20 protein-coding genes are annotated in these 26,796 nt (G+C 59.1%); 2 read left to right on the top strand and 18 right to left on the bottom strand.

From position 1 onward, the window contains the following. The first annotated feature begins 19 nt into the window (after window positions 1-19). Both IPJ76_01635 and IPJ76_01630 read left to right on the top strand, forming a co-directional pair. Complete coding sequence (locus tag IPJ76_01635; GenBank protein ID QQR86955.1) at window positions 20-997, top strand: nucleoid-associated protein; 978 nt, start codon at window positions 20-22, stop codon at window positions 995-997. A 3-nt stretch (window positions 998-1,000) separates the two neighbouring features. Then, window positions 1,001-2,194 carry a hypothetical protein gene (locus IPJ76_01630; protein ID QQR86954.1) on the top strand — a complete coding sequence of 398 codons (1,194 nt, stop codon included), beginning with the start codon at window positions 1,001-1,003 and terminating at the stop codon, window positions 2,192-2,194. A gap of 144 nt (window positions 2,195-2,338) precedes the next feature. On the opposite strand, the gene cadA (IPJ76_01625) is transcribed toward IPJ76_01630, so the two are convergent. The 18 genes from cadA (IPJ76_01625) to IPJ76_01540 all read right to left on the bottom strand — a co-directional run bounded on the left by cadA (IPJ76_01625) (window position 2,339) and on the right by IPJ76_01540 (window position 26,795). Then, on the bottom strand, window positions 2,339-4,240 hold the full coding sequence (gene cadA, locus IPJ76_01625; GenBank protein QQR86953.1) for a cadmium-translocating P-type ATPase: 1,902 nt from the start codon (window positions 4,238-4,240) through the stop codon (window positions 2,339-2,341). Between the two features lie 36 nt (window positions 4,241-4,276). Further along, window positions 4,277-4,936: a hypothetical protein gene (locus IPJ76_01620; protein ID QQR86952.1), complete on the bottom strand. Its 660-nt coding sequence runs from the start codon at window positions 4,934-4,936 to the stop codon at window positions 4,277-4,279. Window positions 4,937-5,043: 107 nt separating this feature from the next. Next, the gene (gene cadA / locus IPJ76_01615) at window positions 5,044-6,921 is read right to left on the bottom strand and encodes a cadmium-translocating P-type ATPase (GenBank protein QQR86951.1); all 1,878 of its coding nucleotides are present in this window, start codon (window positions 6,919-6,921) and stop codon (window positions 5,044-5,046) included. A 59-nt stretch (window positions 6,922-6,980) separates the two neighbouring features. Beyond that, window positions 6,981-7,205: a hypothetical protein gene (locus tag IPJ76_01610; GenBank protein QQR86950.1), complete on the bottom strand. Its 225-nt coding sequence runs from the start codon at window positions 7,203-7,205 to the stop codon at window positions 6,981-6,983. Between the two features lie 37 nt (window positions 7,206-7,242). Then, the gene (locus IPJ76_01605) at window positions 7,243-7,890 is read right to left on the bottom strand and encodes a hypothetical protein (GenBank protein QQR86949.1); all 648 of its coding nucleotides are present in this window, start codon (window positions 7,888-7,890) and stop codon (window positions 7,243-7,245) included. 4 nt (window positions 7,891-7,894) lie between these two features. Then, window positions 7,895-8,632, bottom strand: coding sequence for a HupE/UreJ family protein (locus IPJ76_01600; GenBank protein ID QQR86948.1), 738 nt, complete (start codon window positions 8,630-8,632; stop codon window positions 7,895-7,897). Between the two features lie 51 nt (window positions 8,633-8,683). Next, the gene (locus tag IPJ76_01595; protein ID QQR86947.1) at window positions 8,684-9,103 is read right to left on the bottom strand and encodes a hypothetical protein; all 420 of its coding nucleotides are present in this window, start codon (window positions 9,101-9,103) and stop codon (window positions 8,684-8,686) included. Between the two features lie 47 nt (window positions 9,104-9,150). After that, window positions 9,151-9,363, bottom strand: coding sequence for a hypothetical protein (locus tag IPJ76_01590; protein ID QQR86946.1), 213 nt, complete (start codon window positions 9,361-9,363; stop codon window positions 9,151-9,153). 91 nt (window positions 9,364-9,454) lie between these two features. After that, entirely contained in the window at window positions 9,455-10,648 is a 1,194-nt protein-coding gene (locus IPJ76_01585) for an efflux RND transporter periplasmic adaptor subunit (GenBank protein QQR86945.1), read from the bottom strand. Window positions 10,649-10,660: 12 nt separating this feature from the next. Beyond that, a complete protein-coding gene (locus IPJ76_01580) occupies window positions 10,661-14,977 on the bottom strand; it encodes a CusA/CzcA family heavy metal efflux RND transporter (protein QQR86944.1) in 4,317 nt (1,438 codons plus the stop codon). Between the two features lie 129 nt (window positions 14,978-15,106). After that, window positions 15,107-15,460 carry a hypothetical protein gene (locus IPJ76_01575; GenBank protein ID QQR86943.1) on the bottom strand — a complete coding sequence of 118 codons (354 nt, stop codon included), beginning with the start codon at window positions 15,458-15,460 and terminating at the stop codon, window positions 15,107-15,109. 187 nt (window positions 15,461-15,647) lie between these two features. Further along, entirely contained in the window at window positions 15,648-18,002 is a 2,355-nt protein-coding gene (locus IPJ76_01570) for an ATP-binding protein (protein ID QQR86942.1), read from the bottom strand. Window positions 18,003-18,063: 61 nt separating this feature from the next. Further along, window positions 18,064-19,230 (bottom strand): site-specific DNA-methyltransferase, encoded by a 1,167-nt coding sequence (locus IPJ76_01565; protein QQR86941.1) that lies wholly within the window; start codon window positions 19,228-19,230, stop codon window positions 18,064-18,066. A 152-nt stretch (window positions 19,231-19,382) separates the two neighbouring features. Then, window positions 19,383-22,424 carry an efflux RND transporter permease subunit gene (locus IPJ76_01560; GenBank protein QQR86940.1) on the bottom strand — a complete coding sequence of 1,014 codons (3,042 nt, stop codon included), beginning with the start codon at window positions 22,422-22,424 and terminating at the stop codon, window positions 19,383-19,385. A gap of 100 nt (window positions 22,425-22,524) precedes the next feature. Beyond that, on the bottom strand, window positions 22,525-23,946 hold the full coding sequence (locus IPJ76_01555) for a BamA/TamA family outer membrane protein (GenBank protein QQR86939.1): 1,422 nt from the start codon (window positions 23,944-23,946) through the stop codon (window positions 22,525-22,527). A 16-nt stretch (window positions 23,947-23,962) separates the two neighbouring features. Next, entirely contained in the window at window positions 23,963-24,889 is a 927-nt protein-coding gene (locus IPJ76_01550; GenBank protein ID QQR86938.1) for an HlyD family efflux transporter periplasmic adaptor subunit, read from the bottom strand. Beyond that, window positions 24,886-26,166, bottom strand: coding sequence for a TolC family protein (locus tag IPJ76_01545; GenBank protein ID QQR86937.1), 1,281 nt, complete (start codon window positions 26,164-26,166; stop codon window positions 24,886-24,888). The genes IPJ76_01550 and IPJ76_01545 overlap by 4 nt, the downstream gene beginning before the upstream one ends. Next, the gene (locus tag IPJ76_01540) at window positions 26,163-26,795 is read right to left on the bottom strand and encodes a DUF1003 domain-containing protein (GenBank protein ID QQR86936.1); all 633 of its coding nucleotides are present in this window, start codon (window positions 26,793-26,795) and stop codon (window positions 26,163-26,165) included. The genes IPJ76_01545 and IPJ76_01540 overlap by 4 nt, the downstream gene beginning before the upstream one ends. Window position 26,796: the final 1 nt, after the last annotated feature.

The following is a 26,796-nucleotide window of genomic DNA, read 5'->3' as shown; positions in this document are numbered from 1 at the left end:
CATCCAAATCCAACGAGGAATGAAGACGGACATCAGCTTCATCATTCATGAACTGCGCAAGGAGCAGAACACACTGACCACCGAGCGCCTTCGAGAGAAGGCCATAATACCAGCCGCTGACGAGTCCTCGTTCGTAGATGAGGTGACGGACTTGTTCAAGCGACATCAATCAGGTCGGCTGTTCGGTGAGTTCGAGTCGGACGCGGTCGCATTCCCGTTTCCTCCACTTCTGAGAACCTACGTCGAGGATGGCGACTTCTTGGGATTCTCCAAAAAAGCTGCGCACCTGTTGGCAAGTCAGATGAACAAGATCCCGGCGGCGACCGGGGGATTCTTCTTTGCGGTGCGCTTCATTGAGGATGGGCATGACATACTGCTTATCTGCATGCTAAGCCAGAAGCAAGGTCAAGCAGTAGATGCGGCCACCTTGAGCCTCACGAAGTCGATCAGTCTCCAGATGGAACAGTTGGACTTGACCGCACAGATCAACCTGACAGACTGGAAGAATTCCAAACCTGAGCCCGTCAGTTTGATCCGAGGACGGAAGAAAGTCTCAAACTACTTCCGGGACTTCATCGGGTTGCACGAGCCACGTTCGAATACAGAGGCTACGAAGAAGTTCCGAGACCTAGCAGATGAATGGATGGAGGAGCGTGCGTTTGAGCAAGAGAATCGAGAGAAGGTCCGACAGGATATAATAGTCTACTCAAAGAAGCGGGGCACTGAACCCCTGGAGCTGGATTCGCTTGCTAGGCTCGTTGACCCCGAGCAACATGAGGCCTTCTTTGAACGAGCCAATGCACAAGGGCTCTCGGCGGAGTTCCACTTGGACCATCGTTCCCTGAAGAAATGGGAGCGTGTGGTCTATTCAGAGAAGGGTGGCGGCATACGACTGAACTTCGCCAAACGACTGCTGAACAATAGGGTGCGCTACAACGCGGAGAAGAAGACACTCACCATCCGCGAGATCGAGTTGAGATCGGAAGACCTTCAATAGGTCATGTCGGAGGTCATTGACATCTTCAAGCGGGTCCGAGCACAACTCACTGCGTGCACGGAGGATAGCAGACTGCTCAGGGGTGAGCTTCGGATAGCTGCTTCCAATACCCAACTACGCGAGGATGTGCAGCACTTGCTCGAGACGGGAGCAATTCAGACCGTGCGAAAGGACGGGGCCTTGGTAACGGTCATCGGGTCGGAAGAGGCGGATTATGAAGTCGTCATCGACTTGGGCAACCTTCCGGGTTACTACGAAACTTATGACGCCCTGATTGAAGCATCGCCAGCGGATGTTCCATCGACCTACAGTGTATGGGAGGACGACCAACAACTTGACGCCGGTTACAGATCAGCCGTTGAGCTTCTTCAGATACTTAGGAAGAAGGGAGTTGTGTGGACCGATGATGCCTTTTTCGTTGTTGAAGGTCAAGTCGTCGAGTTCACACTTGGTTTCAAAGGCGCCGACACGATCGCGTTGCCGGTAGAGCTTTCGGCAATTGCCAAATTTCTTCACGAAGACCAACTTGATGCGGATGCGCGATGGACGTTCTTCCGCAAGGCGTTGATCCGACTTTTCCACGACACCCTGAAGGATGCTCGACTCGGATCGCTCCTGAAGAACGCAAAGCTTGTCCTCGAAAGGGCACAGGAGGATTACTCGCTCTATCTCGAGCGGTACTCGTTCGAGGATCTGCTGAAGAACTTTGAAGCGAAGCGCTTGGAGTTCGTAGGCAATCTGAATCAGGTGCTCGCCGCTGTTCAAACGGCGCTGGTTGCTGTACCGATAGGCTTCTTCCTCATCGCGGAGAAGTTCAATGCGAGTGGTAGCTGGACCTTCCAGAACATACTCCTGCTGTTAGGCGGGCTGGCCTTCTTCGCCTTGGTGTTCGTGCTGATCCTGAATCAGCGCAAGACGCTCGCGAACGTGAAGAGCGCGTTGGACGACTTTGAGGCGGATCAGAAGGAGAAGAAGACGGTCAAGCAGGAGAGGCTGCTTCGTGTTCTTGCTGCTGCGCAGGCTCATCATCAGCGCGTTAGTGGACTCCTAACCGCCGTTCAAGTGCTTCTGCTAGTCTTCGCAATATTGCTAGTTGCAGGTTTCCTGTGGGCCTCTCTGAAGAGTACTGAAGAGGTATTTTCAGCCCCTGTCTCAACAATTATCCGAGTGATATTGAGGATAACCATAGCACCATAAGTGCAGGCCCGACAAAGCGCACTTCACGACATGCACCGCGCCAGCGCTGATCGCTGGATCCTGAAGGAGCCGTTCACGTGGAGGCTTGCAGCGGGGGCGTCGTTGATCCTGGCAGGCTTGGTGGTGCTGGTGTGGAAGTAGCTCCTACCGCATCCTGCTCGCGTTCAGTATCGCGACCAGCGCCACACACACATCGGCAAAGACGGCTTCCCATAGCGTGGCCAAGCCACCCGCGCCAAGCACCAGTACAATGGCCTTCACACCAAATGCGAGCACGATGTTCTGTGTCACCACGCGCTTGGTGGCTTTGCCGATCCGGATGGCCTCCGCGATGCTGCTTGGCTTGTCGTTCTGCAAGACCACGTCGGCGGTCTCTATTGCCGCATCGCTGCCCAAGTCGCCCATGGCGATGCCCACATCGCTGAGGGCGAGCACCGGTGCATCGTTGATGCCGTCGCCCACGAAGGCCACCACGGCGGTGAGATCCTTCTTTACGTCTTGCATCCTGGTCACTTTGTCTTCCGGGAGAAGGTCCCCGTAAGCTTTGTTGATGCCGAGCGCCGCGGCCACGCGGTGCGTGATGGCGGCTTTGTCGCCGCTGAGCATCACGATATCGCGGATACCCTGGGCCTTCAATTCGTTGATCGCCTGCTTCGCATCGCTCTTGATCTTGTCCGCCACGGTGAGAGCACCTGCGTACTTGTCCCCGACCGCCGCCACGACCATCGTCTCTTCGACCACGTCCAGCTCAGCAGGATAGCTCACCCCGTATTTGCGGAGCAGCTTGGTATTGCCCACAAGTACCTCTTGACCATCCACGGTGCCGCGCATGCCGTGGCCGCTTATCTCTTCCACGTTGATCGCATCGCCCACGGCGGCGCCCTGCGGATGTTTCAGCACCGCCTGCGCGATGGGGTGCGTGCCGTGCGTTTCCATCGCTTTGATCACACCAAGCAAGTGGCCTTCGGTGATGCCCGCAGCGGGCTTCACCTCCTGCACGGCGAACACGCCTTCGGTGAGCGTGCCGGTCTTGTCCATCACGATGGTGTTCACCTTGGTGAGCACATCGAGGTAGTTGCCGCCCTTCAACAGGATGCCTTTACGACTGGCCGCGCCGATACCGCCGAAGTAGCCCAGCGGAATACTGATGACCAGCGCGCACGGGCAGGAGATCACCAGGAAGATGAGCGCGCGGTAGAGCCATGTGTTGAAGACATACGGATCCACGATGAGCATGGGCACCAGCACGATGCCCACGGCCAAGGCCACCACGATAGGCGTGTAGATGCGTGCGAAGCGGCGGATGAAGAGTTCCGTTGGCGACTTGCTCTTCGCGGCGTTCTGCACAAGATCGAGGATGCGTGCGAGGCTGCTTTCGCCGAAGGGCTTGGTCACTTCCATGTCCACCACCTTGTCCGTGGCGATCATGCCGGCGAGTACCGCTGCGTCCTTCACGATGGTGCGCGGCACGCTTTCGCCGGTGAGCGCTGCGGTATCGAAGGAGGCTTGATCGCTGAGCAGTTTGCCGTCCAGCGGTACACGATCGCCAACGCGGATGCGGATGGTGTCACCGACTTTCACCTCGGCGGCGGGCGTTTCCACCGGGACACCATCGCGCATCACGTTCGCGGTATCAGGACGCACGTCGAGCAGTGCTTGTATGTTGCGCTTGGCACGGTCCACGGCGGCATCCTGGAACAGTTCGCCCACGGCATAGAAGAGCATCACGGCCACGCCTTCAGGATATTCCTTGATGAAGAAGGCGCCGATGGTGGCCAAGCTCATGAGGAAGAACTCGCTGAACACATCGCCCTTGGCGATGGCTTTGATCGCCTTGATCAGCACAGGTAGGCCCACAGGCAAGTACGCTGCGAGGTACCACACGAAGCGTTTCCATTCGGATGGGAAGAAGTGCGGCGCAAGCTGGTCTATGGCAATGCCGCCGATGAGCAGGACGAACGAAGTGATGGCGGGCAGATAGGCGCGCCATGCCTTTGGTGCTTGTTCAGTACCCGGCGTGCCAGCGTGATCGTGTTCGGTGCTCATATGCAATGCGCTGCTATCGGCATGGACAAAGGACTTCTACAACTCCCCCTCGTGATGCCCCTTGAACTTTTCGTGATCGAGCAATTCTGCCTTGTTCATCACGAGCGCTTGGATAATGATCTTCCACTGGGCGGTATGCGATGCCAGTTCCGAAATGCGTTGTGGCCCGCTCCCAGTGCTTTCAGCAGTAAGATCGGCGTTCAACCGTTCCAACATCTGCGCGCCCTGCCCGGCCTGGATCGCAGCCTTGGTGGCCTCGGCCAACAGCACGAATTCTTCGTGGTGCTCGCTCCGGTGACCGCTCGTGTCAAGCATGGTCTTGACCGCCTCGTACTTCGGTAGCCATTCACTTGCTGCGGCTTCTTGCGCTGCATTCGGATCCGCCGCGACGTGGTGACCAAGATGATCGAACAGCAGCCACCCCAGCACACCGATGCCGATCACGGTTGGCACCAGCACCATCCAGTGCTTTTTGATCCAGTCCCGTGCACCCGGTCCCGTCTTCGCGCTGGCGGGCTTCGGAACATCCACCGCCTTGCGCCCCAGCACGAACGCCGACCATGCCTTCTCCAAACGCTGTCGCTCTTCGCTGCCCGCTTTCAGGGAGAGCATCTTCCACTGGTACTGGCCGTCGGGGTCCTTGCCGTCCACTTCAATACCGAATTCCTGCAGGACGGTTTTGGGGTCGGTGGTCATGGCGGTGTTGGATGTTGTGAGGCAGCGCGGATGCGTCCGGGCATATTCGCTATTCGTCGTCGTGCTGCACAGCACGATCATGAAAGGCGCTTGGTGCTTTGCTGGAGCTAAGCCTTGATGCGTACATGCAAGAGTTTTATAGAGTTGAGGAACACGAGCACATCAGGCCCCAAGTGGATCAACGCCGCTTGCACCGGACCGATCCAGTGCAGCAGTGCGGCGGTGATGCCCAGTACATGCACCACGCCAACCCCAACGATCAGGTTCTCCTTGATCGTGCGGTAAGCTCGGCGGGCAATGGCGCGGGCCATCACGATCTTGTTCAGATCGTCGGTCATCAGGGCGATGTCCGCGGCTTCCAGCGCCACCTGTGTGCCGCCACCGCCCATGGCGATGCCCACGTCAGCCACGGCCAGCGCAGGAGCGTCGTTCACGCCGTCGCCGATCATCGCTACGCGGTGCGGATGCAGCTTCAATTGCTTGATCGCTTCCACCTTCGCTTCGGGCAACAACTCGGCGCGCACCTCATCGATCCCCAATTGCGCGGCAATGGCATCGGCCGTGCTCTTGTTGTCGCCGGTGAGCATCACGATGTGCTTCACACCGGTTGCGCGCAATTTGGCGATGGCCTCACGCGCACCAGGCCGGATCTCATCGGCAATGTGCAATGCCCCGACCGTTTGGCCGTTCACGGCCACATACACGACCGTCATCCCGGCATCGCCGCCTTGCGGCGGTGTAATTCCGTTGTCCGCAAGCAGGGCTGCATTACCCACCAACACGCGCTTGCCCTCCACGGTCGCATCCACGCCGCGACCCTGGATGGAGGCGAACGCTTCAGGTTCCGGATAGCTGATGCCCCGTTTCGCGGCGTGTTCAAGTACAGCGTTGGCCAAGGGATGCGCCGAGCGCCGGTCCGCAGCGGCAGCCAGGCGCAGCAACTCGTTCTCCACCATCGCACCCCCGAACACCTCCAGCTTTTGGACGACTGGCCTGCCCACCGTAAGCGTCCCGGTCTTGTCGAACACCATGGCGTCCACTTTCGCCAGCGCTTCCAAGTGGGCACCTCCTTTCACCAGGATGCCGCTCCGTGCGGCCCGTGCGATCGCGGCGATCATCACCATGGGTGTGGCAAGGCCGAGTTCGGCAGGAGAGGTGAAGATCAAGAGCGTGACGATCAATCGCACATCACGAGTGATGATGAATACGATCACGAGGAAGACGAGCACGATCGGGATGAGCCAGGCCGCGACCCTATCGGTGAGTTTCTGCACGGGGGCCTGCGAGCCTTCCGCTTCTTCCACCAGTTTCACGATCCGCGCGATGGTGGTATCGGCGCCGATCTTCTCCGTGCGCACGTCCAGCGCGCCACTCTCCACGATCGTGCCCGCGAAGACCGGATCTCCGACGAGCTTCTCCTTCGGAAGACTTTCGCCCGTGATCGATGCTTCGTTCACCGAGGAATCGCCCGCTTCTACGACGCCATCCACGGGGATCTTCTCGCCCGCGCGCACCAACACGATATCACCCGCCTTGAGCTGATCGATGTCCACGGTGCGCTCCTTGCCGTACAGCCGGATCACGGCCGTGCGTGGAGCGGACCCCATCAAGCCACGGATCGACGCGCGCGCCCGATCAGTGTTCAGGTCCGCGATGAACTCCGCGATGAGGATGATCACCATCAGCACCGCACCCGCTATTGTTTCGCCGCCGAAGAGCGCGATCAAGGTGGCGATGGTGACGAAGATCTCCGTGCCGATCTTCCGCTCGCGGAACAGGTCCAGAATGCCCTTCTTGGCAAGCGGATAAAGGCCGAAGGCAACGGCAACATACAAGCACCAGAGCGGAAGTACACCCTGCCAGTGCAACAGGATGATGATGCCGGTGAGGACGATGCGCGCGACCTCGATCCAGCGCTCGCGGGTCATCAAGGCGCTCCAGTTGGTCTTCGCTGGGGCGGGAGTTTGTACTGCTGTGGCTGCCATCGTCGTCACTGGAATTGGGAAACGTTATTCGAGCTATGCTCTTGGCGATACCGAAGCGACTACTTGAACCCTTTCAACCGCTTGTACCGCTCGATGTTGGCATTGTAGGCATCGTTCAATTGTTGGATGCGCTTGGTCTCTTCATCGGTGAGAGCAGCCCCATGTTCAACGTTCTCCTTGATCCGGGGCATGAAGCGATCCAATTCGCGGCAAATGGAAGCGAGGTTCTCATTGATGCGCGCTTCCTCGCCTTTGGACCATAGCTGATTGATGAGTTGCTTCATGGCACGGTGGAAATCGCGTTTCGGCATGACCAAAGCCTCAGTGCTGGTGCTCCTCCCCATGAGAATGCGTGTGCGGCTGTGGCGCTGCGGGTATCGTGGGCTCTTGTCCATCGCGTACGATCACATCCTCCGGAGCGCCGATCACGCCCTTGATCGTGTAGTACCCGGCGGTGTTCAGGGTGATGGTCACAGGGTTGGCCGTGGCGTTGAACCAGTACCAGCCGTGCGCGCCATCGAACGCGGCGGTGAAGGACCCCTTGGCGGACTCTGCGACTTTCGCTTCGTAGCTCGTGAACGCTCCTGACTTGTCGCCCTCGATCTCGCCGTGGAAATCGTACTCCACCGGGCCGGTGGCGCTCCATGAATACACGAGCACCTGGCCGGGCCCCATCCGGAATTTGTACTCGAATCCCTGGCCGGGTTCGAAGCGGAGGACCACCGTTTTCTGCTGGTAGGCATGCGTTTCCGGGTGGTGCGGGTCCGTGCTTCCTCCTTGCATCGCTTTCGCCGAGTGCATCCGCGTGAAGTGGAGCCGTGTTCCCACGCCGGTGGGGTCGATGCCGTATTCCGCTGGAAGTACGGCTGTGAACAGGATCACGAGCGCCACCACGAGGGCGATGGCGCTGGCCTTGAGAATGGATCCCTTGCTCGGATGCAGGGGATGGGCTTGTGTGGGTTCGTTCATGGTATTATTGCGTGAAGTAGCCGGTGAGCTGGTAACCGATGAGGAGGAATCCGCCGATCATCAGCAGCGTGTTGGTGACGAACGCATGCCGCAGGAAACTCGTGTGACGGCGGCATGCCGTAAGCGCGATCAGGATGGCGGAGAGCGCCAACAACTGGCCGATCTCCACGCCGATGTTGAAGCTGAGCATGTTCGTCACGAGCCCTTCAGGCGACAGGTTGATCTCCTGCAGTTTCGTAGCGAGCCCGAAGCCGTGGAACAAACCGAAGATGGCCACCGCCGCTTTCGTGTTGGGCTGAACGCCGAGGAAGCGCTCGAAGCCGCCCATGTTGTCGAAAGCCTTGTACACCACGGAAAGCCCGATGATGGCATCGACGATGTAGGCGTTGGCATGGATGCCGCCCAGCACGCCCGCAAGCAAGGTGATGCTGTGTCCGACGGTGAAGAGGCTCACGTAGATGGCCACATCCTTCAGGCGGTAGAGGAAGAAGATGACACCCACGAGGAAGAGCAGGTGATCATAGCCCGTCACCATGTGCTTTGCACCCAGGTAGAGGAACGCGAGCCAAGCCGAACCCTGATTACCAGTGAGGAACGAGGCGTCGGACTTGGAGACGCCGTGCGCCAGCGCAGCTTCCGGGATCGAACAGGCGATCACGACAAGTAGCACGAGCAGTAAGCCCCTTCCCTTGTGCGATCTCCTATCCGGCGGTCGGTTGGATCCATCCGTTGATGCGTGCATCGAAGTCTAGTTGAGTGGAGGAAAATGAGAACATCCTGATCGGTTCCGCCATCAATGCACATGGCTACCATCAGGGTTGTGCTGATGCGAGCCCGTGCGCCGTGTACGCGGACCGGATGGGAACTGTGCCGACTGCACCGATCCTTTCACCTTGAAGTTGGCCACCGCGACGAAGTCACTGGAGTTCATCACCACCATGCGATAGTAGCCGTTCGGCTGGGCTTCGAGCACCGCGTTCGTGCTGGTGCTATCGGTGAATTGTAGAACCACGCTACCGGTGATGCCCTCCGTCGGCAACGCTTGCATCGCCTTATCGAACACGTAGAAGTGCAGCGCATCGCCGGCAGCCAGCATTTCGATGTAGTAGCCGCCTTCGGTCTTTACCAACGCACCACCGTGCGGGGCCCGCTGTGCCGGGGACTGCGCCATGGAAGCGGTGCCCAGCAACAACGAGATGGAAAGAACGGCCATTGACAGGGATCCGCCGTTCGTGGAACGACGAGGAGCACATTGGTTGTTCATGATGAAGGTGTGTTGAGTTGGAGTGTTGTTAGAGGTTTCGGTGAACCGTGTTGTTGTGATTCTTCCACGCCGGTGAGCAAAGCACCGTGTTCAAAATTCGCTTTGATGCGGGGCCGGAAGTCGTCCAACGCGCGGCAGATGGAAGCGAGGTTCTCATTGATCCGCGCTTCTTCGCCCTTGCTCCACAGCTCATTGATGCGCTGCGCCATTGCCTTGTGGTAACCTGTTGCGGTCATGTTGATCGTGTTGGTGCATGTGCCGCCCGGCAGGTCAAGACCCGCCGGGCGGTGTGCGGCTCTCTCAATGGTCATGCTCCCCGCTCCCCTTCGTCAACTCGCTGAGCAGATAGTACGCGCCCTTGATCGCCACCTTGGCATCGGGCGGTAGTTCAGCCAGCAACACCACTTCGGTGTAGCCCAACTCGCTCGCTCCTATGCGCACGGCGACTTGCTTGAAGGTATTCGGTTCGTCCTCCACGAAGATGTAGTGCTCATCGCCGTTGCTCACCACGGCCTCGCTGGGCAGGCTCCAGGCTTGCGTGCTGTCGGTCATGATGAGGGCTTCGATGAACATTCCGGGCAACAACTCCTCGGAGGTATCGTCCAGTTTGGCGTGAACGATGATGGCTTGCTGATCGCTCTCGAAGGCCTTGTTCATGCCGAAGATGGTGGCGGTATGCTGGCCCACGGGTTCGCCCGCGTGGCCGAAGACGACCTTCTGGCCCACTTGCACCCGCGCGAGATCCTGCTCGAACACATTGAGGTCGATGTGCAGGCCGCGATTGTCCACCACATCGAACAAGGGCTTGTTCGGTTCGGCGAACTGGCCTAGGGTGATGGCGATGTGGGTGAGGTTGCCACTGATAGGCGCACGCAATGCGTAGGTGGAACTGATGGCCTCGGGTGAAAGTCGCGCGGGATCGGTGCCGAACATGCGGAGCTTCGCTGCCATGGTGGCTACACGTGCTTTCGCCCCGGTGAGTTCCGCTTGCGCGCGTTCCAAAGTCTTCGTGGCGTTGATCTGGTCGGTGTGCAAGTCTTGCTGGCGCTTGAGGTCGGCGGTGAGCACCATAAGGTTCGCTTGGGTCTCCAAATAATCTTGTTGCAGTTGCAGGAACTCGATGTTCTCCAAGGTGGCGAGCACCTGACCCTTTTCCACGCGCTGGCCTTCCTGCACGGGGATGTCGCGTACGATGCCGCCGATGAGCACGCTCACTTGCGCGCTCTTGTCCGGTGGGAGCACGAGGCGGCCGTTGGCTTTGAGCGAGGTCTTCAGGCCGCGCTGCTCCATGGTGCCTGTGATGAGCCCTACGGCCTTGATCTGCTCAGCGGTGAGTGCCACTTCGGGTCCGTGCTCCTCGCCGTGCTCTTCATGCTTCTCTTCTGCGGCTACGGCTGGTTTGGCGTCGCCACCGCAGGCGGTGAGCAATGCGATGGCTACCAGGAAAGGAAGGGTGCGCAGGATCGCGCGCTTGGAAATGCTATGCTGTTTCATTGTGATCTGTTCTTAGAGGCCCTGAAGGGCACGGAGGTGAAGGACGGTGAGCGCGAGCTCGAAGCGGACGCGCAGGTATTCGGTATCGATGCGGTAGGCCTGCTCGATGCCTTGGGTGAATTCGATATAGCCGATCTCGCCAGCGCGGTACGCGCGTTCGGCATCGCTACGCAGGGTGGTGGCCAAGGAAGCGCCGGTACTTTCGTAGTAGGCGAGGCTGGCGCGCAGCTGTGCGAGTTGCGCTTGTGTGCGGGCCATTTCGCTCACGCGGGTGCGGCGTAGGTCTTCGAGCTGTTGCACGGCGATCTCGCTGCGCAAGCGCGCTGCCTTGGTACGCGCGCCTTGACCCGATCCGGGAATAGGGATCGCCGCACCGATCAAGTAGCCGGTGAAAGGTGATGCGCCGTCCAGCGTCTGGTAGAAGCCGCCGCCTTGCAAGGTCGGTGCCCATTGGCTGCGCTCCAGTTTCCATTGCTGCTCAGCGAGCAACGCGCGTTGTTGTTCGGCAGCGAGAATAGGATCGACACCACCGCCGGGATCCGGTGCGCGGGCAGTGGAAGTAAGCGCGGTCGTTTCGGGTTGGGCACCGTCCAGTGCACCGGTCCAGCGTTCCACTTCGGCGGCGTATGCAGTGATGTTGCCCTCTGCTTGGCGCAATTGCACACGAACACCATCGGCGCTGCTTTGCGCTGAGACTTTCTCCAAGCGACCGGTCTCGCCCAGATCGAACTTGCGCGCCGCGAAGGCCGCGAGCACGGCGTATGAACTATCGAGCCGTTGCAGGATGCGCACCTGTTCGGCACCCATGGCCCATTGAAGGTAGGCACCGCCCGCGCTCTCCTTCACGATAGCGCGCGTGCTCACCTGTTCCGTTTCTGCCAAGCGCATGCTCTCCTTGAGGAAGTTGGCGCGCTGCGCGATGGTGGTGGGAAAGGGAATGCCAGTGGTGGCTTGCAGGTTGTAGTCGCCACGGAAGCCGCTGTTGATCTGCCCGTGCTGGTATTGGGCGGTGATCGGATCCAACTGGAAAGCCGTCTTTCGCAAGGCATCCTGTTGCTGCACGTTCAGCTCCGCAGCGGTCATGGCGGGGTGCGTGCGCACGGCGCGACTCACGGCACTGTCGAGCGATAGGACCGGCGCCTGTGCTTGTGCGACCGTTCCCATCAACAGGAACAGACCGATGGATGCTACGACCAACGGTGTGCTCCCACCACTGTCCTTCTTCCGCCTGCGCGAGAACACCAGGTGATAGAGGACGGGCAACACCACCAACGTGAGCAAGGTGGAACTGACCAAGCCTCCGATCACCACTGTGGCAAGAGGACGTTGCACTTCGCTGCCTTCGCTGTTGCTGAGGGCCATAGGAAGGAAGCCGAGCGAGGCCACGGCGGCGGTCGCCAGCACGGGGCGTAATCGGGCGAGCGTGCCTTTCACCACGCGATCGGTCACATGGTCGATACCTTCCTTCTGCAACTGGTTGAAGTAGCTGATGAGCACGATGCCGTTGAGCACCGCAACACCGAAGAGCGCGATGAAGCCAACACCCGCGCTGATGCTGAAGTCCAGCCCGCGCAACGAGAGCGCGAAAATACCCCCGACCGCTGCCATCGGGACGGCGCTGAAGATGATAAGCGCTTCCTTGAACGAACCGAAGGTGAAGAAGAGCAGCACGAAGATCAAGGCAAGGGCGAGCGGGACGGTGAGCGTGAGGCGCGCACTGGCCTCCTGCAGGTTCTTGAAGGTGCCGCCGTATTCCACGTAGTAGCCGGTGGGCAATTCCAATTTGGACTCGATAGCCGCTTTGATGTCCATGGCCACGCTCTGGATATCCCGTCCGCGCGAGTTGGTCTCGATCACGATGCGACGCGCACCGCCTTCACGGCTCACTTGCGCGGGTGCACTGCGGAAGCCGATATCAGCAAGTTGGCCCAAGGGCATCTGCGCGCCATTTGGTAGCGGCACCAGGATGTTCTTGACCTTCTCCGCATCGGCGTCGCGCATGTCGGCCATGCGCACCACCAGGTCGAAACGGCGTTCACCTTCGTACACCACACCGGCCTTGCCACCAGCGAGCGCGGTGTTCAGCACGCGGTTCAGGTCGGCGATGTTCAGGCCGTATTGCGCGATGCGCTCCCTGTCGTAGTCCACCACGAGCTGCGGCATGCCCACGACTTGTTCCACCTTGATGTCGGTGGCGCCTTCCACGGTGCCGATCAGCGCGGCTACTTCATTGCCGCTCTTGAACAAGAGGTCCAGGTCGTCGCCGTAGATCTTCACGGCGATGTCGCTCTTCACACCCGCGATCAGTTCGTTGAAGCGCATCTGGATGGGTTGCTCGAAGCTGAGGTTCATGCCGGGGATCACGCTCATCTTCTCATTCATCAGTTCGGCCATGTGTTCGCGGTCCTTGGTTGTGGTCCATTCGTCCTTGCTCTTCATCACGATGATGAGGTCCTGGCTTTCGATGGGCATGGGGTCGGTGGGGATCTCGCTCGCGCCGATCTTACCCACGACCTCCGTCACTTCGGGGAATTCCTTCAGGAGGATCTTGGCAAGTTCATCACCAACATGGATGCTTTCCGAGAGGTTGCTTCCTTGGCGTATGGTGACGTTGGTGGCGAAGTCGCCCTCGTCCAGTTCGGGAATGAATTCACCACCAAGGCGGTTGAAGACCAGCACCGATACCACCAGCAATACAAGGGCACTGCCCAGCACCAGCGCCCGATGGCGCAGGAGCCCTGTCAGTTTCGGTGCATACCATTTCTGCACCCGATGGATCATGCGCTCGCTCCAGCTTTCGCTCTTCGGTATGTAGCGGCTGAGGAAGAGCGATGCGGCCCAAGGCACATAGGTGAGGCTGAGCAGCAGCGCACCTACGATAGCGAAGCTCACGGTGTAGGCCATCGGGCGGAACATCTTGCCCTCGATGCCGATCAATGCGAAAATGGGCACGTACACGATGAGGATGATCACCTGGCCGAACACGGCGCTCTTCATGATCTTGCCCGCACCGGTAATGGTCTCGTCGTCCATGTGCGCGTGTGAAAGGCGCTGACCGGCGAAGCGTTGGTGGAGGGCGAACATGAGACCTTCGACCACGATCACGGCGCCATCCACGATGAGGCCGAAATCGAGCGCCCCCATGCTCATCAGGTTCGCGCTCTGCCCGGCGATCACCATACAGCCGATGGCGAAGAGCAAAGCGAGCGGGATCACGCTGGCCACGATCAGGCCCGCGCGCCAGTTGCCCAGCATCAGGATCAACACGCCGAGCACGATCAGCGCGCCGAGCATCAGGTTCTCCTCCACCGTGCCGATGGTCTTGCCCACGAGCTTGGTGCGGTCCACGAAAGCATCCACATGGACGCCTTCAGGCAGGCTGCGTTGTACATCTTCCATGCGTGCCTTCACCGCGTTCACAGTGGCCAAGGCGTTCGCGCCGCGCAGCATCAGCACAACGCCGCCCACGGCTTCGCCCTCACCATTGCGCGTCATGGCGCCGTAGCGCACGGCATGACCGAACTTTACTTCGGCCACATCGCGGATGCGCACCGGACTTCCACCGCGCGCGCTCACCACGATATTCTCCATGTCCTTCAAGGAGGTCACGATGCCTTCGCCGCGGATGAAGTAGATGTTCGGCCCTTTCTCAATGTAGCTGCCGCCGGTGTTGCCGTTGTTGTTCTCCAACGCGGTGAACACGTCGATGAGCGTGAGGCCCGCACCAGCCAATCGCCGCGCATCAACGCTCACTTCGTACTGCTTCAGCAGGCCGCCGAAGCTGCTCACGTCGATCACGCCTTGCACGCCGAGCAATTGCTTGCGCACGATCCAGTCCTGTAGGGTGCGTAGTTCCAACAGGTCGTACTTGTCCTTGTGGGCGCTGTCCACCGCCAGCGTGTACTGGTAGATTTCGCCGGTGCCAGTAGTTGGCGGTGCGAGTTCCGGCCTGCCATAGCCGGGCGGTATGGCATCCTGCACCTGCGTGATGCGTTCGCCGATGAGCTGCCGCGCGACATTCACGGGCACCTCATCCTTGAACACCACGGTGACAACGCTGAGGCCGCTGCGCGAAATGCTGCGCAGTTCCACCACGTCGGGCAGGTTCTTGAAAGCCTGCTCCAGCGGGAAGGTGATGAACTGCTCCACCTCCTGCGTGGCGAGGTTGGGGGCAATGGTGTTCACCAGCACCTGGTTGTTTGTCACATCGGGCAGCGCGTCAATAGGCAACTGCGTGACGGAATACGAACCCCAGCCAATGAGAGCCAGGAGCATCAAGCCGGTGATCAGCTTGTTGCGGACGGAGAATGTGATGATGCGGTCGATCATGCGGAAAAGGACTTCGGTATGGAACGAGAAGCGAGTAATTGCCCGCTGAACGCAGGCAGGCCTGCCTCCGGCAGGCGGGCCCGATCCGCCCAAGCGGAACAGGCAGGGATCACCACACGCGGTGGTAACTTAGGCTTTGGGAGGGTTCCAGACGCCGCCGGCGAAGGCACCCAGCGCGATGGGGAGCTTGGCCTCGCCCAAGGTGGTGGTGAGCGGAAGGAGGCAAACGATCGACGCCCGTTGATCCGTAGGTAGGGCGATCATGCCGCTGCACGCGCAGAATTCGCCGTGGCAACCCTTGCCGAACGGGTCGTGGTCGCCATCGTGATCATGATGATCACTGGTCTCCTCATCATGGTGGCCCAGATCACTATGATGCTCCAACAGGTGCAGCACCACTTGCGGCACTCGCACCCACTCATGCAGTTCCATGGCGCTGAAGCCATAGACGGCAAGTGTGAGCAGGAACAGGAGGCGGCGCATTGCGGGGGCAAATGTAGTCAGCACGGTCCGTATCGCGGGTCGAGACATGGAACACACCTGCTATCGCTTGTTAAGGACCGCACATTGCATTCAACTCCCAGCTTTGAACAGCACCCGCAGCAAGAGCGGTAGTGCCACCAAAAATCCGCCGACGGCGGTTTGGCCATTTATAGCGACCGAAAGGACACTAACGTTCGGCCTCTTGGGCCTTGCTCGCCTTGAGCATAAGTTCGGTCATAGCCATTGCCTGTTTCAATTGGAGCTGGGCAACCCGAACACGCTCATGGTCACGCTCAAGTTCAATAACTCCATCATCACTGGTCGCGGCGTCCTCGTTCTGCTGTCCCTTGAGTTGGATAATGGCATGGTAACCAATCCAGACCTTGTAGTTGGTAGTGAACAACTTCATCTTGTGCTCGCTCTGGACCTTGAGCCGCGCTAACGTCTGGGCCAGAGGCGTGAAGACCGTCGAGTAGTAAACGATTATCTTGCCTTGTGTCTTGAGCGCCTTGTAGGCGACCGCGTGTTTGTCCTTGAAGTCTTCCTCGTCCCACAAGGTGTCCCACTCCGGATCTTCCGGATTCACCGGCAAGACTTCGAAGGGTGGGATCTTCCCCTTGCCCTGTTGGGCAGGTTGCGCCTTCGGCGGTATGAGAGCAAAGTCGATCGAATCCGTAAGCTGCGATCCGTCCAAGCGTGTCATTGTGACAACTACGTTACCCGACTGACCAGCAGTGGACCCCTGTTTGGCTTTGAGACGCCAACGAGCACGACCGCCGCTGAGCGGCTTAACTGAGGCTACATCAAGAACGTCAGGCTCGAAACGAACTCTCAGTTGCTCGTGCATCCGTGCATCCGCGTCCGTGTGTACCAGGACGGAAACCGTACTGTTCAGCTCAAGCTCGAATGCATTCTCGGGATAGACGATCTTCACGAACGACACTTCCGGATAGGGCAGAATAGGAAGCGGCTCCTGTGGTGGTTTGGGTGGACGCGGGGTGCGCGGCCTTATCCCGTCGTCATTCGCACCCGGCGTATCCGTTTCAGCCTTCTCGGTCGATTCGTACCCTGCTTCCTTCAACAGAGCGGAGATCTGCTTCTGCACTTCATCCTCGGTTTCCTGTGAAGTCCTTTGCGTAACGGCCTCTTCGAGCTGCTTCTCCAGCCGATCCAGCACCTCGTCCTCTGATATCATGCGAGAGATCTCTTGCAGAATGCTCTTCACCACAGGTCCGTCCTCGATCAAGCCTTCACGCGTTGAGGTGAACAAGCCCTTGCGCACATCCTTGCCGACCCGCGACGCATCAACATGCACTATGGCATGCCGCGCCACCATTGGCCGGTTGGCTTGTTTGAAGATATAGTTCCCAATGTCGCCTTGGTTCTGGCCATTGAAAGTGAACACGATCGGATGACGCTTCTGCACGAAGAGTGCATTCGAGTCCGGCCGAAGGTGATAGGTCTCCTTCTTCTTCTCGTAGTTGAATATCACCCAGTACTCCACGCCCACGCATGGTATCGCGCTACCCGCCGGAGTCACCCATTCCATCGAGCGGTAATGCTTCAACTGCGTCCGGGAATTCTCATCGTCCGCTTCAGGTGCCTTGGCATAGTCCATCAGGCGATTGCGGCTACCGCGCACAAGTTCCTCCCGACCTGAGGTGCTATCCCGATTGTCCACGATCCTAAAGGGAAAGAGCGGGTCGAACATCGAGTAGTGCAGGAAGTGATACAGATTGCCTGGCTGTGGAGCGAGCTTTCCTGCCGTGTTGGACAACTGGAATCCATAGTGTCTTACCAGCGTACCCGTGGATAGGACGTAGTCCCTCTTGAGCGACTCCGATGTCTTGATCACGAGCGGTGAAGAATCGTCCGATTCAAGCACTGCCGTGGTACCCGATGCGTCTGTCCAAGCAAGGAACGCGTAGCAGTCTTCCTTGTACTCTTCGCCCAAGCGCACGTTGCGCACAAGGGTGAAGCCGATTTTGGATGGCGACGATTCTGAACGCGATACGATCAGCACGTAGTCACAGAAGCGAAGGGTTGATGCGCCACCCTGGCCGTATGCACCAGCCAAGTATTTCTTCGTGATCTTGTTACCGCGTTGAAGGGAGAGAATGGTCTTGGGGAACTCAGCAGGCGTGATCCCTATTCCGGAATCGAGGATGTCTATCGTAGGTGTATCGGGCAGGTCGCTCGGTTGCAATATCACATGGATCCTCCGGTCGTAGCCATCACTGGTGTAGTCCCATTGGTACAATCCCTTGTCGGGTCCTGTTACTGGACGGCCGAACCAAGTTGACATCGCGTCCTGTGGCGAGTTCGGCTTGGGCATGGGAGCGGCGGATGCCCGAGCATCGATCAACGCGTCGATCGCGTTGGTGATGCGTTCGGTCAAGCTGCGACCGGACTTGGATCCGAACCCGATGGATCCCATATTGAACGCATTCCCGTCGTATGGCTCCCAGAAGAACTGAGAAGTGCCGAACGGACTGCGGATCCCCCTTTCAGGGTGGTCACCCAATTCTGTTAGGATGGCCAAGATCTCGCTGGATCGTGTCGCGTCGAGAAGTCGCTTGAGAAGGGCACTTTGGTCTGACATGCTATGCAGGTCTATGGATCAACATTACTTCCCGGCCATTCGCAGGTGACGAACCCGTGTTGTTGTACCAACGCCGGTTCGGGACATTGCGCCAAACGCGGTGGGCGCGTCCAAGCGAATCGCGATCAGTAACCTCTTCATAGCCCGCCGCCGCCATCATTTCCAAGTATCTCGGCAAGTGCGCCCTAGGGTTCGAGAAGCCGACCAACTGCACCAGTGTGCCCGTGGGATCGAGCATGGTCTTCATCGAAGAATAGACTTCAAGGGCTTCCTCGAAGTACTTCGACCGCGTATGCGTCCGGTAGTCCCCGAACGTGTAGTACGGTGCTCCCATCCCATCCATTGAATTGATGAGCCAGAAAGGAGCACGAGTCCTCCTTCTACTCTTGATCTGCCACTGGTGATAGACAATGTGGGTGCCTGCGTACGGAGGTGACGTGACGATGAGCTTCGCCTTCACCAACTCCCTGCTAGTAACAAGCAATTTGGCGGGTAACTCTTGGGCAGCGCTCAAGTGTATTTGGGCCACGGGATCGACACCAAAGCGCGAAGCGCTCGACTCGCATTGTTGAGTGAAGGCCTTTGCACCCGCATAGACGGCATTCGCGTCCAGGATAAGGCGGGCACGAATAGCTCGGCCCGTTGGCGTATGCTCCCGACAATCAAGCGCCCATTGGCTGGTCTTCAACAGCACCGAGCGAATGAACAACTCTACTTCTGGATCCCCGTTGTCCTCGGTCAAGGTGAGGATAGGTGCGACCAGTCGCTGGAACCTTCTTGGGACATTGTTTAAGTATCCATCTTTCAGGTAGTGCTTGGGGACCAAGCCTCCGCTGTTGGCTTGCTCTTCCCTCGCACTGATGAGCCGCAATGCCTCGGACAGGGTCTCTTTAGAGAACGTTGTGACCTTGGCCTTCGAGGCGAAGACCGCGATCGGATTGATGTCGCAGCCAAGGAAGTTGCGGCCTGAAGAGAGCGCTTCAACGGCTGAAGTACCACCACCAACGAAAGGATCCACGACCAGATCACCTGGTTGACTCAGGCTGGCGATGATCTCGCGCACGAACCGAGGGCTGAACCTCGCGGGGTACCGGTAGAGGTTGTGGCTCAACCCGGTGACGAGATGCTTGGAGTTCAGGATGCGCGATATCTTAAGTGCATCGATCATATGTCGCGCGAGTGTGATTTGAGCTTCACAATGATAAATCGGTCCAGCCGTTTCGACCTCGGTGGATTATCAACCGGCTACTGTTCGCCTCCACTTCGGAGGAAGGAGAAAACCCCGGCGCACACGAAGTAGAACCACTACTCGACAAGCCGCTACTTCCGGAACAACACCCGCAACATGCTGGGGAACACCAGCAGCAACAGCGGTAGCGCCACCAAGAAGCCACCGATCACAGCGATGGCCAACGGCTGGTGCAGTTGCGCACCGGCACCAATGCCGAGCGCGATGGGCATGAGGGCGATGATGGCACCGAGGGCGGTCATCAACTTGGGGCGAAGGCGGGTGCCGATGGCGAAGGTGAGCGCCTCATCCACGCCCAGCGTTTCGCGGTTGTGCGCGAACTGGAGGTAGGTGAAGATGGCGTTCTCGGCGATGATGCCGATGATCATGATGATGCCCGTGTAGCTGCCCACGTTGAGCGCGGTATTGGTGAGGTAGAGCGCCAGGATGCAGCCGCTGACACCGAGCACCGCAAGCACCAGGATGAGCAAGGCCACGCGCAATTCCCCGAAGAGGAAGAGCAGGACGGTGAACACGAGGAGGCTGGCGACAAGCAGGATCACCAGCAGTTCACTGAAGGACTGTTGCTGTTCCTGGAACGCACCGCCGTAGGTGATGTGGTAGCCTTGGGGCAAGTGTATATCGGTCGCAATGCTGCGCTGTATGTCGGCCATTACGCTGCCGAGGTCGCGGTTGTCCAGCCGCGCGGTCACAGGCACCATCAGTTGCAGGTTCTCGCGTTCGATCTCCGCTTCACCGGGGCCGACGGTGATCGACGCGACTTCCGAAGCGCGGACCAAGCGGCCATCCGGGAGGAAGAGCTGCGCGCCGCGCAGGTCGTCCAAGGAAGCGCCCGCCGCGTTGGGGTATACCATGCGCACGGGTGTGAGCTGCTGCCGCTCGAACAAGGACCCGATGGGAGTGCCTTGGGACTGTGTCTGCAATTGGCTTTGCAAGTCCTGTGGTGAAAGACCGCGCTGCGCCAAGGCTTGATCGTTGCTTTCCACGTTCACCGACGGTCCGGCGATGTTGATGCCGTCGAACGCATCCGCTGTTCCCGGCGTGCGTTCCACAACGTGCGCCACTTCGCGAGCAAGCGCCTGCAAGCGGTGCTGGTCGTTGCCGTAGACCTTGATCTCGATGGGCTGGGTGCTGCTCATGAGGTCGCCGAGCATGTCGCCGATCACCTGGCCGAAGTCGATGCGCAAGGCGGGTTGTGATGCTTCATACCGGCGGCGGATGTCGTCGATGACGTCGAGGGTTGTGCGTTTGCGGTCCTTGCGCAGTTGGATGAGGTAGTCGCCGTAGTTGGGTTCGGTGATGAAGAAGCCCATCTGCGTGCCGGTGCGCCGACTGTAGCTCTCGACTTCCGGCACCTCGGCCAAGGTCTTCTCCGCTTCGCGCAGCATGCGGTCGGTCTCTTCCAATGAAGTGCCGGGCGGTGAGGTGTAATCCAGCACGATGGAGCCTTCGTCCATTTCAGGGAGGAAGCCGGTTTCCAGGTGGCGCGAAGCGATCCACGCGAAGAAACCGACGAGCACCACGAAGCCCACGCTCAACCACGGACGGCGGATGAACCAGCCCACCCATGCGCCGGGCTTGCGCTCCGTGTCTTCGCTTTCGGGATCCGGAGCTTCTTCAACGACCTTTTTCGACCTGCGCTCTTCGGGCAGCAGGAGATAGACTACAGGCAGGCCGATCCAAGTGACTACGAACGAACAGGCGAGCGTGATCATCATGGTATCCGCGAGCACGCGGAAGTACGCGCCCGCCACGCCGCTCAACAGTATGAAGGGCAGGAAGATGACGATGGTGCTGAGCGAGCTGCCGACCATGGCGGGAAGCAGGTAGCGCACGGAACCACTGAGCAACTCGCGCGTGGGCCTGCCGGGATGTTCCTCGTGGGTGCGGTGGATCTGTTCCACCACCACGATGGCATCGTCGATGATGAGGCCGATGGCAGCAGCGAGCGCACCTAGGGTCATGATGTTGAGCGTGTAGCCGAACGCGTACATCACCACCAGCGACAGGCCCAATGTGATGGGAATGGTGATGAGCAGGACGAGGCTGGAGCGCAACGATCGCAGGAAGACCACCGCTACGGCAATGGCCAACAACAGGCCGATGAGCAAACTATCGCGCACGCTCTTGATGGACTCGCTCACGAATTCCGACTGCACGTAGTAGGGTGACAGTGTTACACCCTTTGGAAGCAGGCCGTTGTTCAACTCGTCCACGCGCTTCTTCACATCATCGGAAAGGGTGATGAGGTTGGTGGCGGGCTGCTTCACCACCGCAAGCAATACGGCGTTGGTGCCATTGGCGTTGACGCGGATGTATTGCGGTTCCTCGGCGATACCGACTTCCGCCAGGTCTTGCAGGCGCTTGATGCGTTTGCCATCGTTGGAGATCACTAATTGCCGCAACTCGTCCAGCGAACCCACGGTGGCGTCGGTGACGCTCAGGTACATACGGTGGTTGGTGAAGAGGAAGCCGTTGCTGTTGATGAAGTTGGTGCGGGCCAATGCAGCGGTGATCGCATCGGGATTGACGCCCAAGGCGCTCATGCGTTCGGGACGCAGGGTGATGCGGTATTCCTTCTTGCGCCCGCCGATCACACGCACGTCGCTCACGCCATCCACTTGCGCGAGGTAAGGTTTCACGGTGTAGTTGGCGATGAGGTCCAACTCGATGTCGCTCTTGCCGCCACCGCCGATGACATAGCCCATCACCGGAAGGATGGAGGGGTTCATCTTCTCCACGGCGATGGTGGTGCCCGGCGGCAGTTCGCTGCGCACCTGGTCGATGGCGGCGGTGATCTGTTGCTTGCCCAGGTCGACGTCGGCGCTCCAATCGAGGAAGGCGCTGATCTCGCAACTGCCGCGACTGGTGACACTGCGGATGTTTTTGAGGTGCGGCGTGCGCTTGATGACGGCTTCCAGTGGGCGCGTCACCGTCACCATCATCTTGTCCACGGGTTGCAAGCCACTGTCGGCGATCACCTTGATCTTGGGAAAGGTGACCTCTGGGAACAAGGACGACTGTAAACGGGAATACGCGAACAAGCCGCCCATGAGGATGAGCGCCAACACCACGGCTACCGGGTTCTTGTACCGGACGAAGAAGTCCTTCATTGGGTTAAGGATCCATTTACAACGACGACCATCCCGCTGCGCGGGATCCAAGTAACCGGGACATCATTCGCTTGGGAAAAGCAGCTCATGTATACCATGCTCAAAACACTTGACCAATACCGAAATAGAGCAGCCTATCCTCCTGGGAAGCTCCGATGTCGAGGGAGATGATGGTGGATTGATTCCAAGCGATGCGCACACCGCCTCCATAGGAGGATCGCAGATCACGGAAGTTCAGATCCTGCCAGCGATCCCTTACCGTACCCGTGTCGTAGAACGGTGTGATGCTGAACGCGAACAGTTGCTTCAAGAAGCGCGTCTCCGCGACCCGGATGCGCAGTTCAATGTTGGCGAACCAGAGGGACCGCGCCAGAAATCGATTGGCCCGGTATCCGCGCAGCGACTGCTTTCCTCCCAGTGCGTTCACGCTGCCATCCGGACTCCATTGGTCCTGGAATTCGAAGAACGGCGCGTTGCTACCGAAAATGTTGCCGGCTGCTGAACGGAAAGCAAGAACGGTGCGACGGCCCCATGGCAGCTTTCGGTAGGCGCGCGCTTGAACGAAGAGCTTGTTGAAGTCGAATTGCGAACCGATGTACTTACCAGCGTACTCATTGGCGATCTCGAAATAGAGCCCATTGGAAGGGTCGGGCTCCAGATCCCGCGTGTCATAGATCAACGCGGCTTGGAGAATGGAAACTCGACCTCCATCCAAGCCCGATATCGCCCCCTGCACGAAGTCCTGGCGCAATAACGACGTACCGTTCGGAGCCATCACTGACTCCCCCGTCGCGGGATCGACAGCTTCCGCTTGCGTGCCCTCGAACGTGTCATAGCCCAGGTGCTGGATCTCATAGCCGGACATCACACGCCATTTGCCGTTCCCAAGCGCATAGTCCGCCTTCAGGTTAAGCATGTACTCGGTCTCCCTGAACCGATTTGACAAGGCGTCGGTCACGAAATCCGCTTCGCCTGGGCCACCGGGCCTTAGCGTTTTGCGCGCACGGTCGAATTCGTCATAAGTGGCGAAGGTGGGACCCCCTTCCGATGTTGATGGAAGCCGCAGCGGGCCGAGCGTGGCAGCCGTGGAGCCGAAATAGAGATTGGTCGGATTCTGTTGTGCCTTCACATCGATCTTGAACCGCCACCGCGACCCCTTGTAGTAGGGGATATCCAACGCAAGGATGAGTTCCCTGGCATTGGAAGTGTAGTAAGCAGCATTGGCCTTCAGTTTCATCAAGTAGGGCGTGTGCGCGAAGAGCGGATTGTCACGGGTGCCGTTCCAATAGATGTTGGTTCGAACGCCGAATCCAACCCCGGTAACCGGGTCCGATGAAACATCAGGAAGTCCTGTAATGAACCTTCCTTCCCGCTTCTTGGCCAGATCCGCATCCGAAAGCCGCTTCGACCGGATGAACGAAAGCGTATCTCTCTCTTGACCAAACAGCACTTCGGGACCCGACAGGGCAAGCGCGGACAGGATGAGCCTTTCCAACAATTTTCGTGCGTTCAACGTGACCATGCTATGCAGCTCAAGTTCAACGAATGGGTAACATTATACTCGCGGTATCTCCCAAGCCATAGCCACCGGTGAGGAGCAGCCGATCGCCCGGATCGAAGGTGGGCGTGAGCAGTTCCACTTGGTCGTTCGCAGCGATGCCGCGTTCGATGGGTACGCGCACGGCCGTGCTGTCATCGATCAAGCGCATCACCCAGAACGCAGTCATCTCCTCATTGCCCAGCACCGTGGTTGCGGGCACCACTTGTGCGTTCGGGTGCTCTTGCACACTGAAGCGCACCGTACCGATGAGCCCTTCGGGGAACGATGCGCCGTTGGTGGGTTTCACCACGAAGCCCTGGGTCTGTGCCAAGGCGTCCACCGTGGAAAGTCGCGTGGTGATGGTGCCGCGCACCTGCGTGGAATCGGGGAGCTCGATGGTGCATGGCGTACCGATGCGCGCGTGTTCGTTCAGTTCGTAGGGCACGGTGACGATGAACACCGAGCTGCCGCCGTCCGCGATGATGGCCAACTGATCGCCGTCGTTCACATAGTCGTTCAGCAGCTTGTCCATCTGTACGATCACCCCATCGGAAGCTGCTTTGATCGTGATCAGACCTTTTACGCGGAAGGTGCTGTCCTGCGCCGCGAACGCACCGAGCGCTTCCGCCTCCTTGGTGCGGATGACATAGAGCGGCTGGCCCGCACGCACATGATCACCGAGCGCAACGAAGGCACGGTCCACCGTGCCGGTGATGTTGGCGCGCACCGAGTTCTTCCGGAGGAATTGCGCGGTGGCGTTCAGTAATACGCTCTTCGCGATGGTGTCGCGCTGGACGTGCGTGATGGTAACAGGCGTACGCGGACCCAGGTCCGCTGCGGCAGGTGCGCCCGCATCAGTACCACAGGAAGCCAGCAAGAGCAGGATGGCCGCAGCCGCAGGATATGTACGGTGACACCGGATCATTTCAGGTGGATGAGTTCGTTGATGATGCGTGCGCGATCAGCGTCGGACTGGATGAGCGCCGATACGGTTGCCGCGTGGTTGTTCAACACGAGGAACAAGTCGGTAAGGCGCACGAGGCCACCCTCCAGTTCCAAGCGGTACAAGGCGATCAACCGTTCCTCTTCGGTGGACTGTTGTTGCAGTTCTGCGAGCAACACTTCGGCGCGGCGCAATGCTTCCTGGAACTGACCGTGGCGTTGGGCCAATTGATCGAGGTAGAAGGTCTGATAGGCTTGCCGGGTCTGTTCGCGCAAGGCGATGCGGTCGTGTTCCAAGCGCCGTTGTCGACCATCGTAGATGGGCACGTTCAGGTTCATGCCTGCGCTGCCACCGAAACGGTTGGGGATATCGGTGTAGGTAATGGCGTTCAAGCCCAGATCGCCGGTGATGTTCAGCCTTGGCCGGTATGCCAGGTCGATGGTGCGGTCGGCGATGGTGTTGCTGACACTATCCAAGCGGAATTGCTGCATCACGGGCGAAGCATCGGCATTGAAGGCGGTGCTGGGAACAAGCTCCGGCGGCAAGAGGCGAATGGTGGTGGTATCCTGCACGCCGCACAGTTGGTTGAGGGCGTAGAGGTCGTTGCGGAAAAGGGCTTGTGCCTGCCGCGCCGCGATGCGTTGGGCTTGCAGGCTCACTTGCAGGGCGAGCAGGTCCGTTTGTTGGTAAAGGCCACGCTCGGCCAAGTGCTTCAGTACCTGTTCCTGCTCGGTGAGCAAGCGCACCTGGCTTTCGGTGAATTCCAACGCGCGTTGATCGGCATATACCGCGATGTATTGCCCTGCTATGCTCCTGCGCAAGTCCAGCGTTGTGACCGCCGCGCCGGTGCGCACACTGTTGTGTTGCACCGCGATGCCGGATAGTTGCGCCTGCTTCTGGTTCTTGTTGAACAAGGGCAGCCTGGCGCCAACCACGGCGGAATACAAGCCGCCGTTGGTGACGTTCACGTCGTAGCCCCAGTGCTTGTCGTAGGGTGCGTAGAGGTACTGGCCGGTTCCGCTCACTTGCGGCCCGAAGGTGGCTCGCACCTTGGCGCTATCCAGGTCCAGCGCGCTTAGTTGGTAGCCGTAGTCCTTCAGCAACGGGCTGCGTTCCAAACCTGTGGCGAGGTAGAAGTCGAGGCCCTGTTGCTGGGCGACCAGTCCAGCACCCGGAAAGACCAACAACAGAAGCAGCACCGTTCGGGGAACCGACGATGACCCGCGAACGACGATGTGCCCCTTAAAAATGGTGTTCATCCTTTCGGGAGGTTGCTTTCCATGCGTACCAAGCGCTGATCCAACCGCTCCAACTGGTCGAGTTGCATTTGTTGAATGGAGCACAAGTGCTTGAACTGGTCCTCGATGCTCAGATCCAATTTGCGGTGCAGGCTGCGGATCTCCAGTTCGGCGCGCAGGTTGATCAAGTAGTCGTTCTCGGCCCGCAGCCTGTCCTTCGCTTCTTTGCGGTTCTGGCTCATCATGATCACCGGTGCCTGCAACGCGGCGATGCAGGATAACACCAAGTTGAGCAGGATGAAGGGGTAGGGATCGAAGCCCTTTTCGTGCAAGAAGATCGCATTGAGAATGATCCAGACCACGAGGATGCCCAGAAAGCTGAGGATGAAGGTCCAGCTACCGCCGAATGACGCCACTTGGTCGGCAAGGCGTTCACCCAAGCCGCGCCGATCCTCCCGCCCTTCCTCCGCGATGCGGGCCGCCAGGCTCCGTTCCTCGTTCATTGCTTCCTCCACGATCCGGTGCAGGCGCGCGAGTTGCGCATCCTCAGTGGCGAGCATGCGTTTGATGTACGCGGCGTTATCGTTCATGGCCATTGGCGATCGGGTTGAAACAAGGTTACGACCATCGGCTCCCATGGCGATCATCATC

It is taken from the genome of Flavobacteriales bacterium, assembly GCA_016699575.1.
In the GTDB taxonomy this organism is placed as follows: Bacteria; Bacteroidota; Bacteroidia; order Flavobacteriales_F; family PHOS-HE28; genus PHOS-HE28.
This window is presented reverse-complemented; position numbering and strand designations above follow the sequence as displayed.

Coding starts and splice junctions, on each gene's coding strand:
- IPJ76_01635 (QQR86955.1), top strand. CDS start 20: ATGAAGACGGACATCAGCTTCATCATTCATGAACTGCGCAAGGAGCAG.
- IPJ76_01630 (QQR86954.1), top strand. CDS start 1,001: ATGTCGGAGGTCATTGACATCTTCAAGCGGGTCCGAGCACAACTCACT.
- cadA (QQR86953.1), bottom strand. CDS start 4,240: ATGAGCACCGAACACGATCACGCTGGCACGCCGGGTACTGAACAAGCA.
- IPJ76_01620 (QQR86952.1), bottom strand. CDS start 4,936: ATGACCACCGACCCCAAAACCGTCCTGCAGGAATTCGGTATTGAAGTG.
- cadA (QQR86951.1), bottom strand. CDS start 6,921: ATGGCAGCCACAGCAGTACAAACTCCCGCCCCAGCGAAGACCAACTGG.
- IPJ76_01610 (QQR86950.1), bottom strand. CDS start 7,205: ATGAAGCAACTCATCAATCAGCTATGGTCCAAAGGCGAGGAAGCGCGC.
- IPJ76_01605 (QQR86949.1), bottom strand. CDS start 7,890: ATGAACGAACCCACACAAGCCCATCCCCTGCATCCGAGCAAGGGATCC.
- IPJ76_01600 (QQR86948.1), bottom strand. CDS start 8,632: ATGCACGCATCAACGGATGGATCCAACCGACCGCCGGATAGGAGATCG.
- IPJ76_01595 (QQR86947.1), bottom strand. CDS start 9,103: ATGGCCGTTCTTTCCATCTCGTTGTTGCTGGGCACCGCTTCCATGGCG.
- IPJ76_01590 (QQR86946.1), bottom strand. CDS start 9,363: ATGGCGCAGCGCATCAATGAGCTGTGGAGCAAGGGCGAAGAAGCGCGG.
- IPJ76_01585 (QQR86945.1), bottom strand. CDS start 10,648: ATGAAACAGCATAGCATTTCCAAGCGCGCGATCCTGCGCACCCTTCCT.
- IPJ76_01580 (QQR86944.1), bottom strand. CDS start 14,977: ATGATCGACCGCATCATCACATTCTCCGTCCGCAACAAGCTGATCACC.
- IPJ76_01575 (QQR86943.1), bottom strand. CDS start 15,460: ATGCGCCGCCTCCTGTTCCTGCTCACACTTGCCGTCTATGGCTTCAGC.
- IPJ76_01565 (QQR86941.1), bottom strand. CDS start 19,230: ATGATCGATGCACTTAAGATATCGCGCATCCTGAACTCCAAGCATCTC.
- IPJ76_01560 (QQR86940.1), bottom strand. CDS start 22,424: ATGAAGGACTTCTTCGTCCGGTACAAGAACCCGGTAGCCGTGGTGTTG.
- IPJ76_01555 (QQR86939.1), bottom strand. CDS start 23,946: ATGGTCACGTTGAACGCACGAAAATTGTTGGAAAGGCTCATCCTGTCC.
- IPJ76_01550 (QQR86938.1), bottom strand. CDS start 24,889: ATGATCCGGTGTCACCGTACATATCCTGCGGCTGCGGCCATCCTGCTC.
- IPJ76_01545 (QQR86937.1), bottom strand. CDS start 26,166: ATGAACACCATTTTTAAGGGGCACATCGTCGTTCGCGGGTCATCGTCG.
- IPJ76_01540 (QQR86936.1), bottom strand. CDS start 26,795: ATGATGATCGCCATGGGAGCCGATGGTCGTAACCTTGTTTCAACCCGA.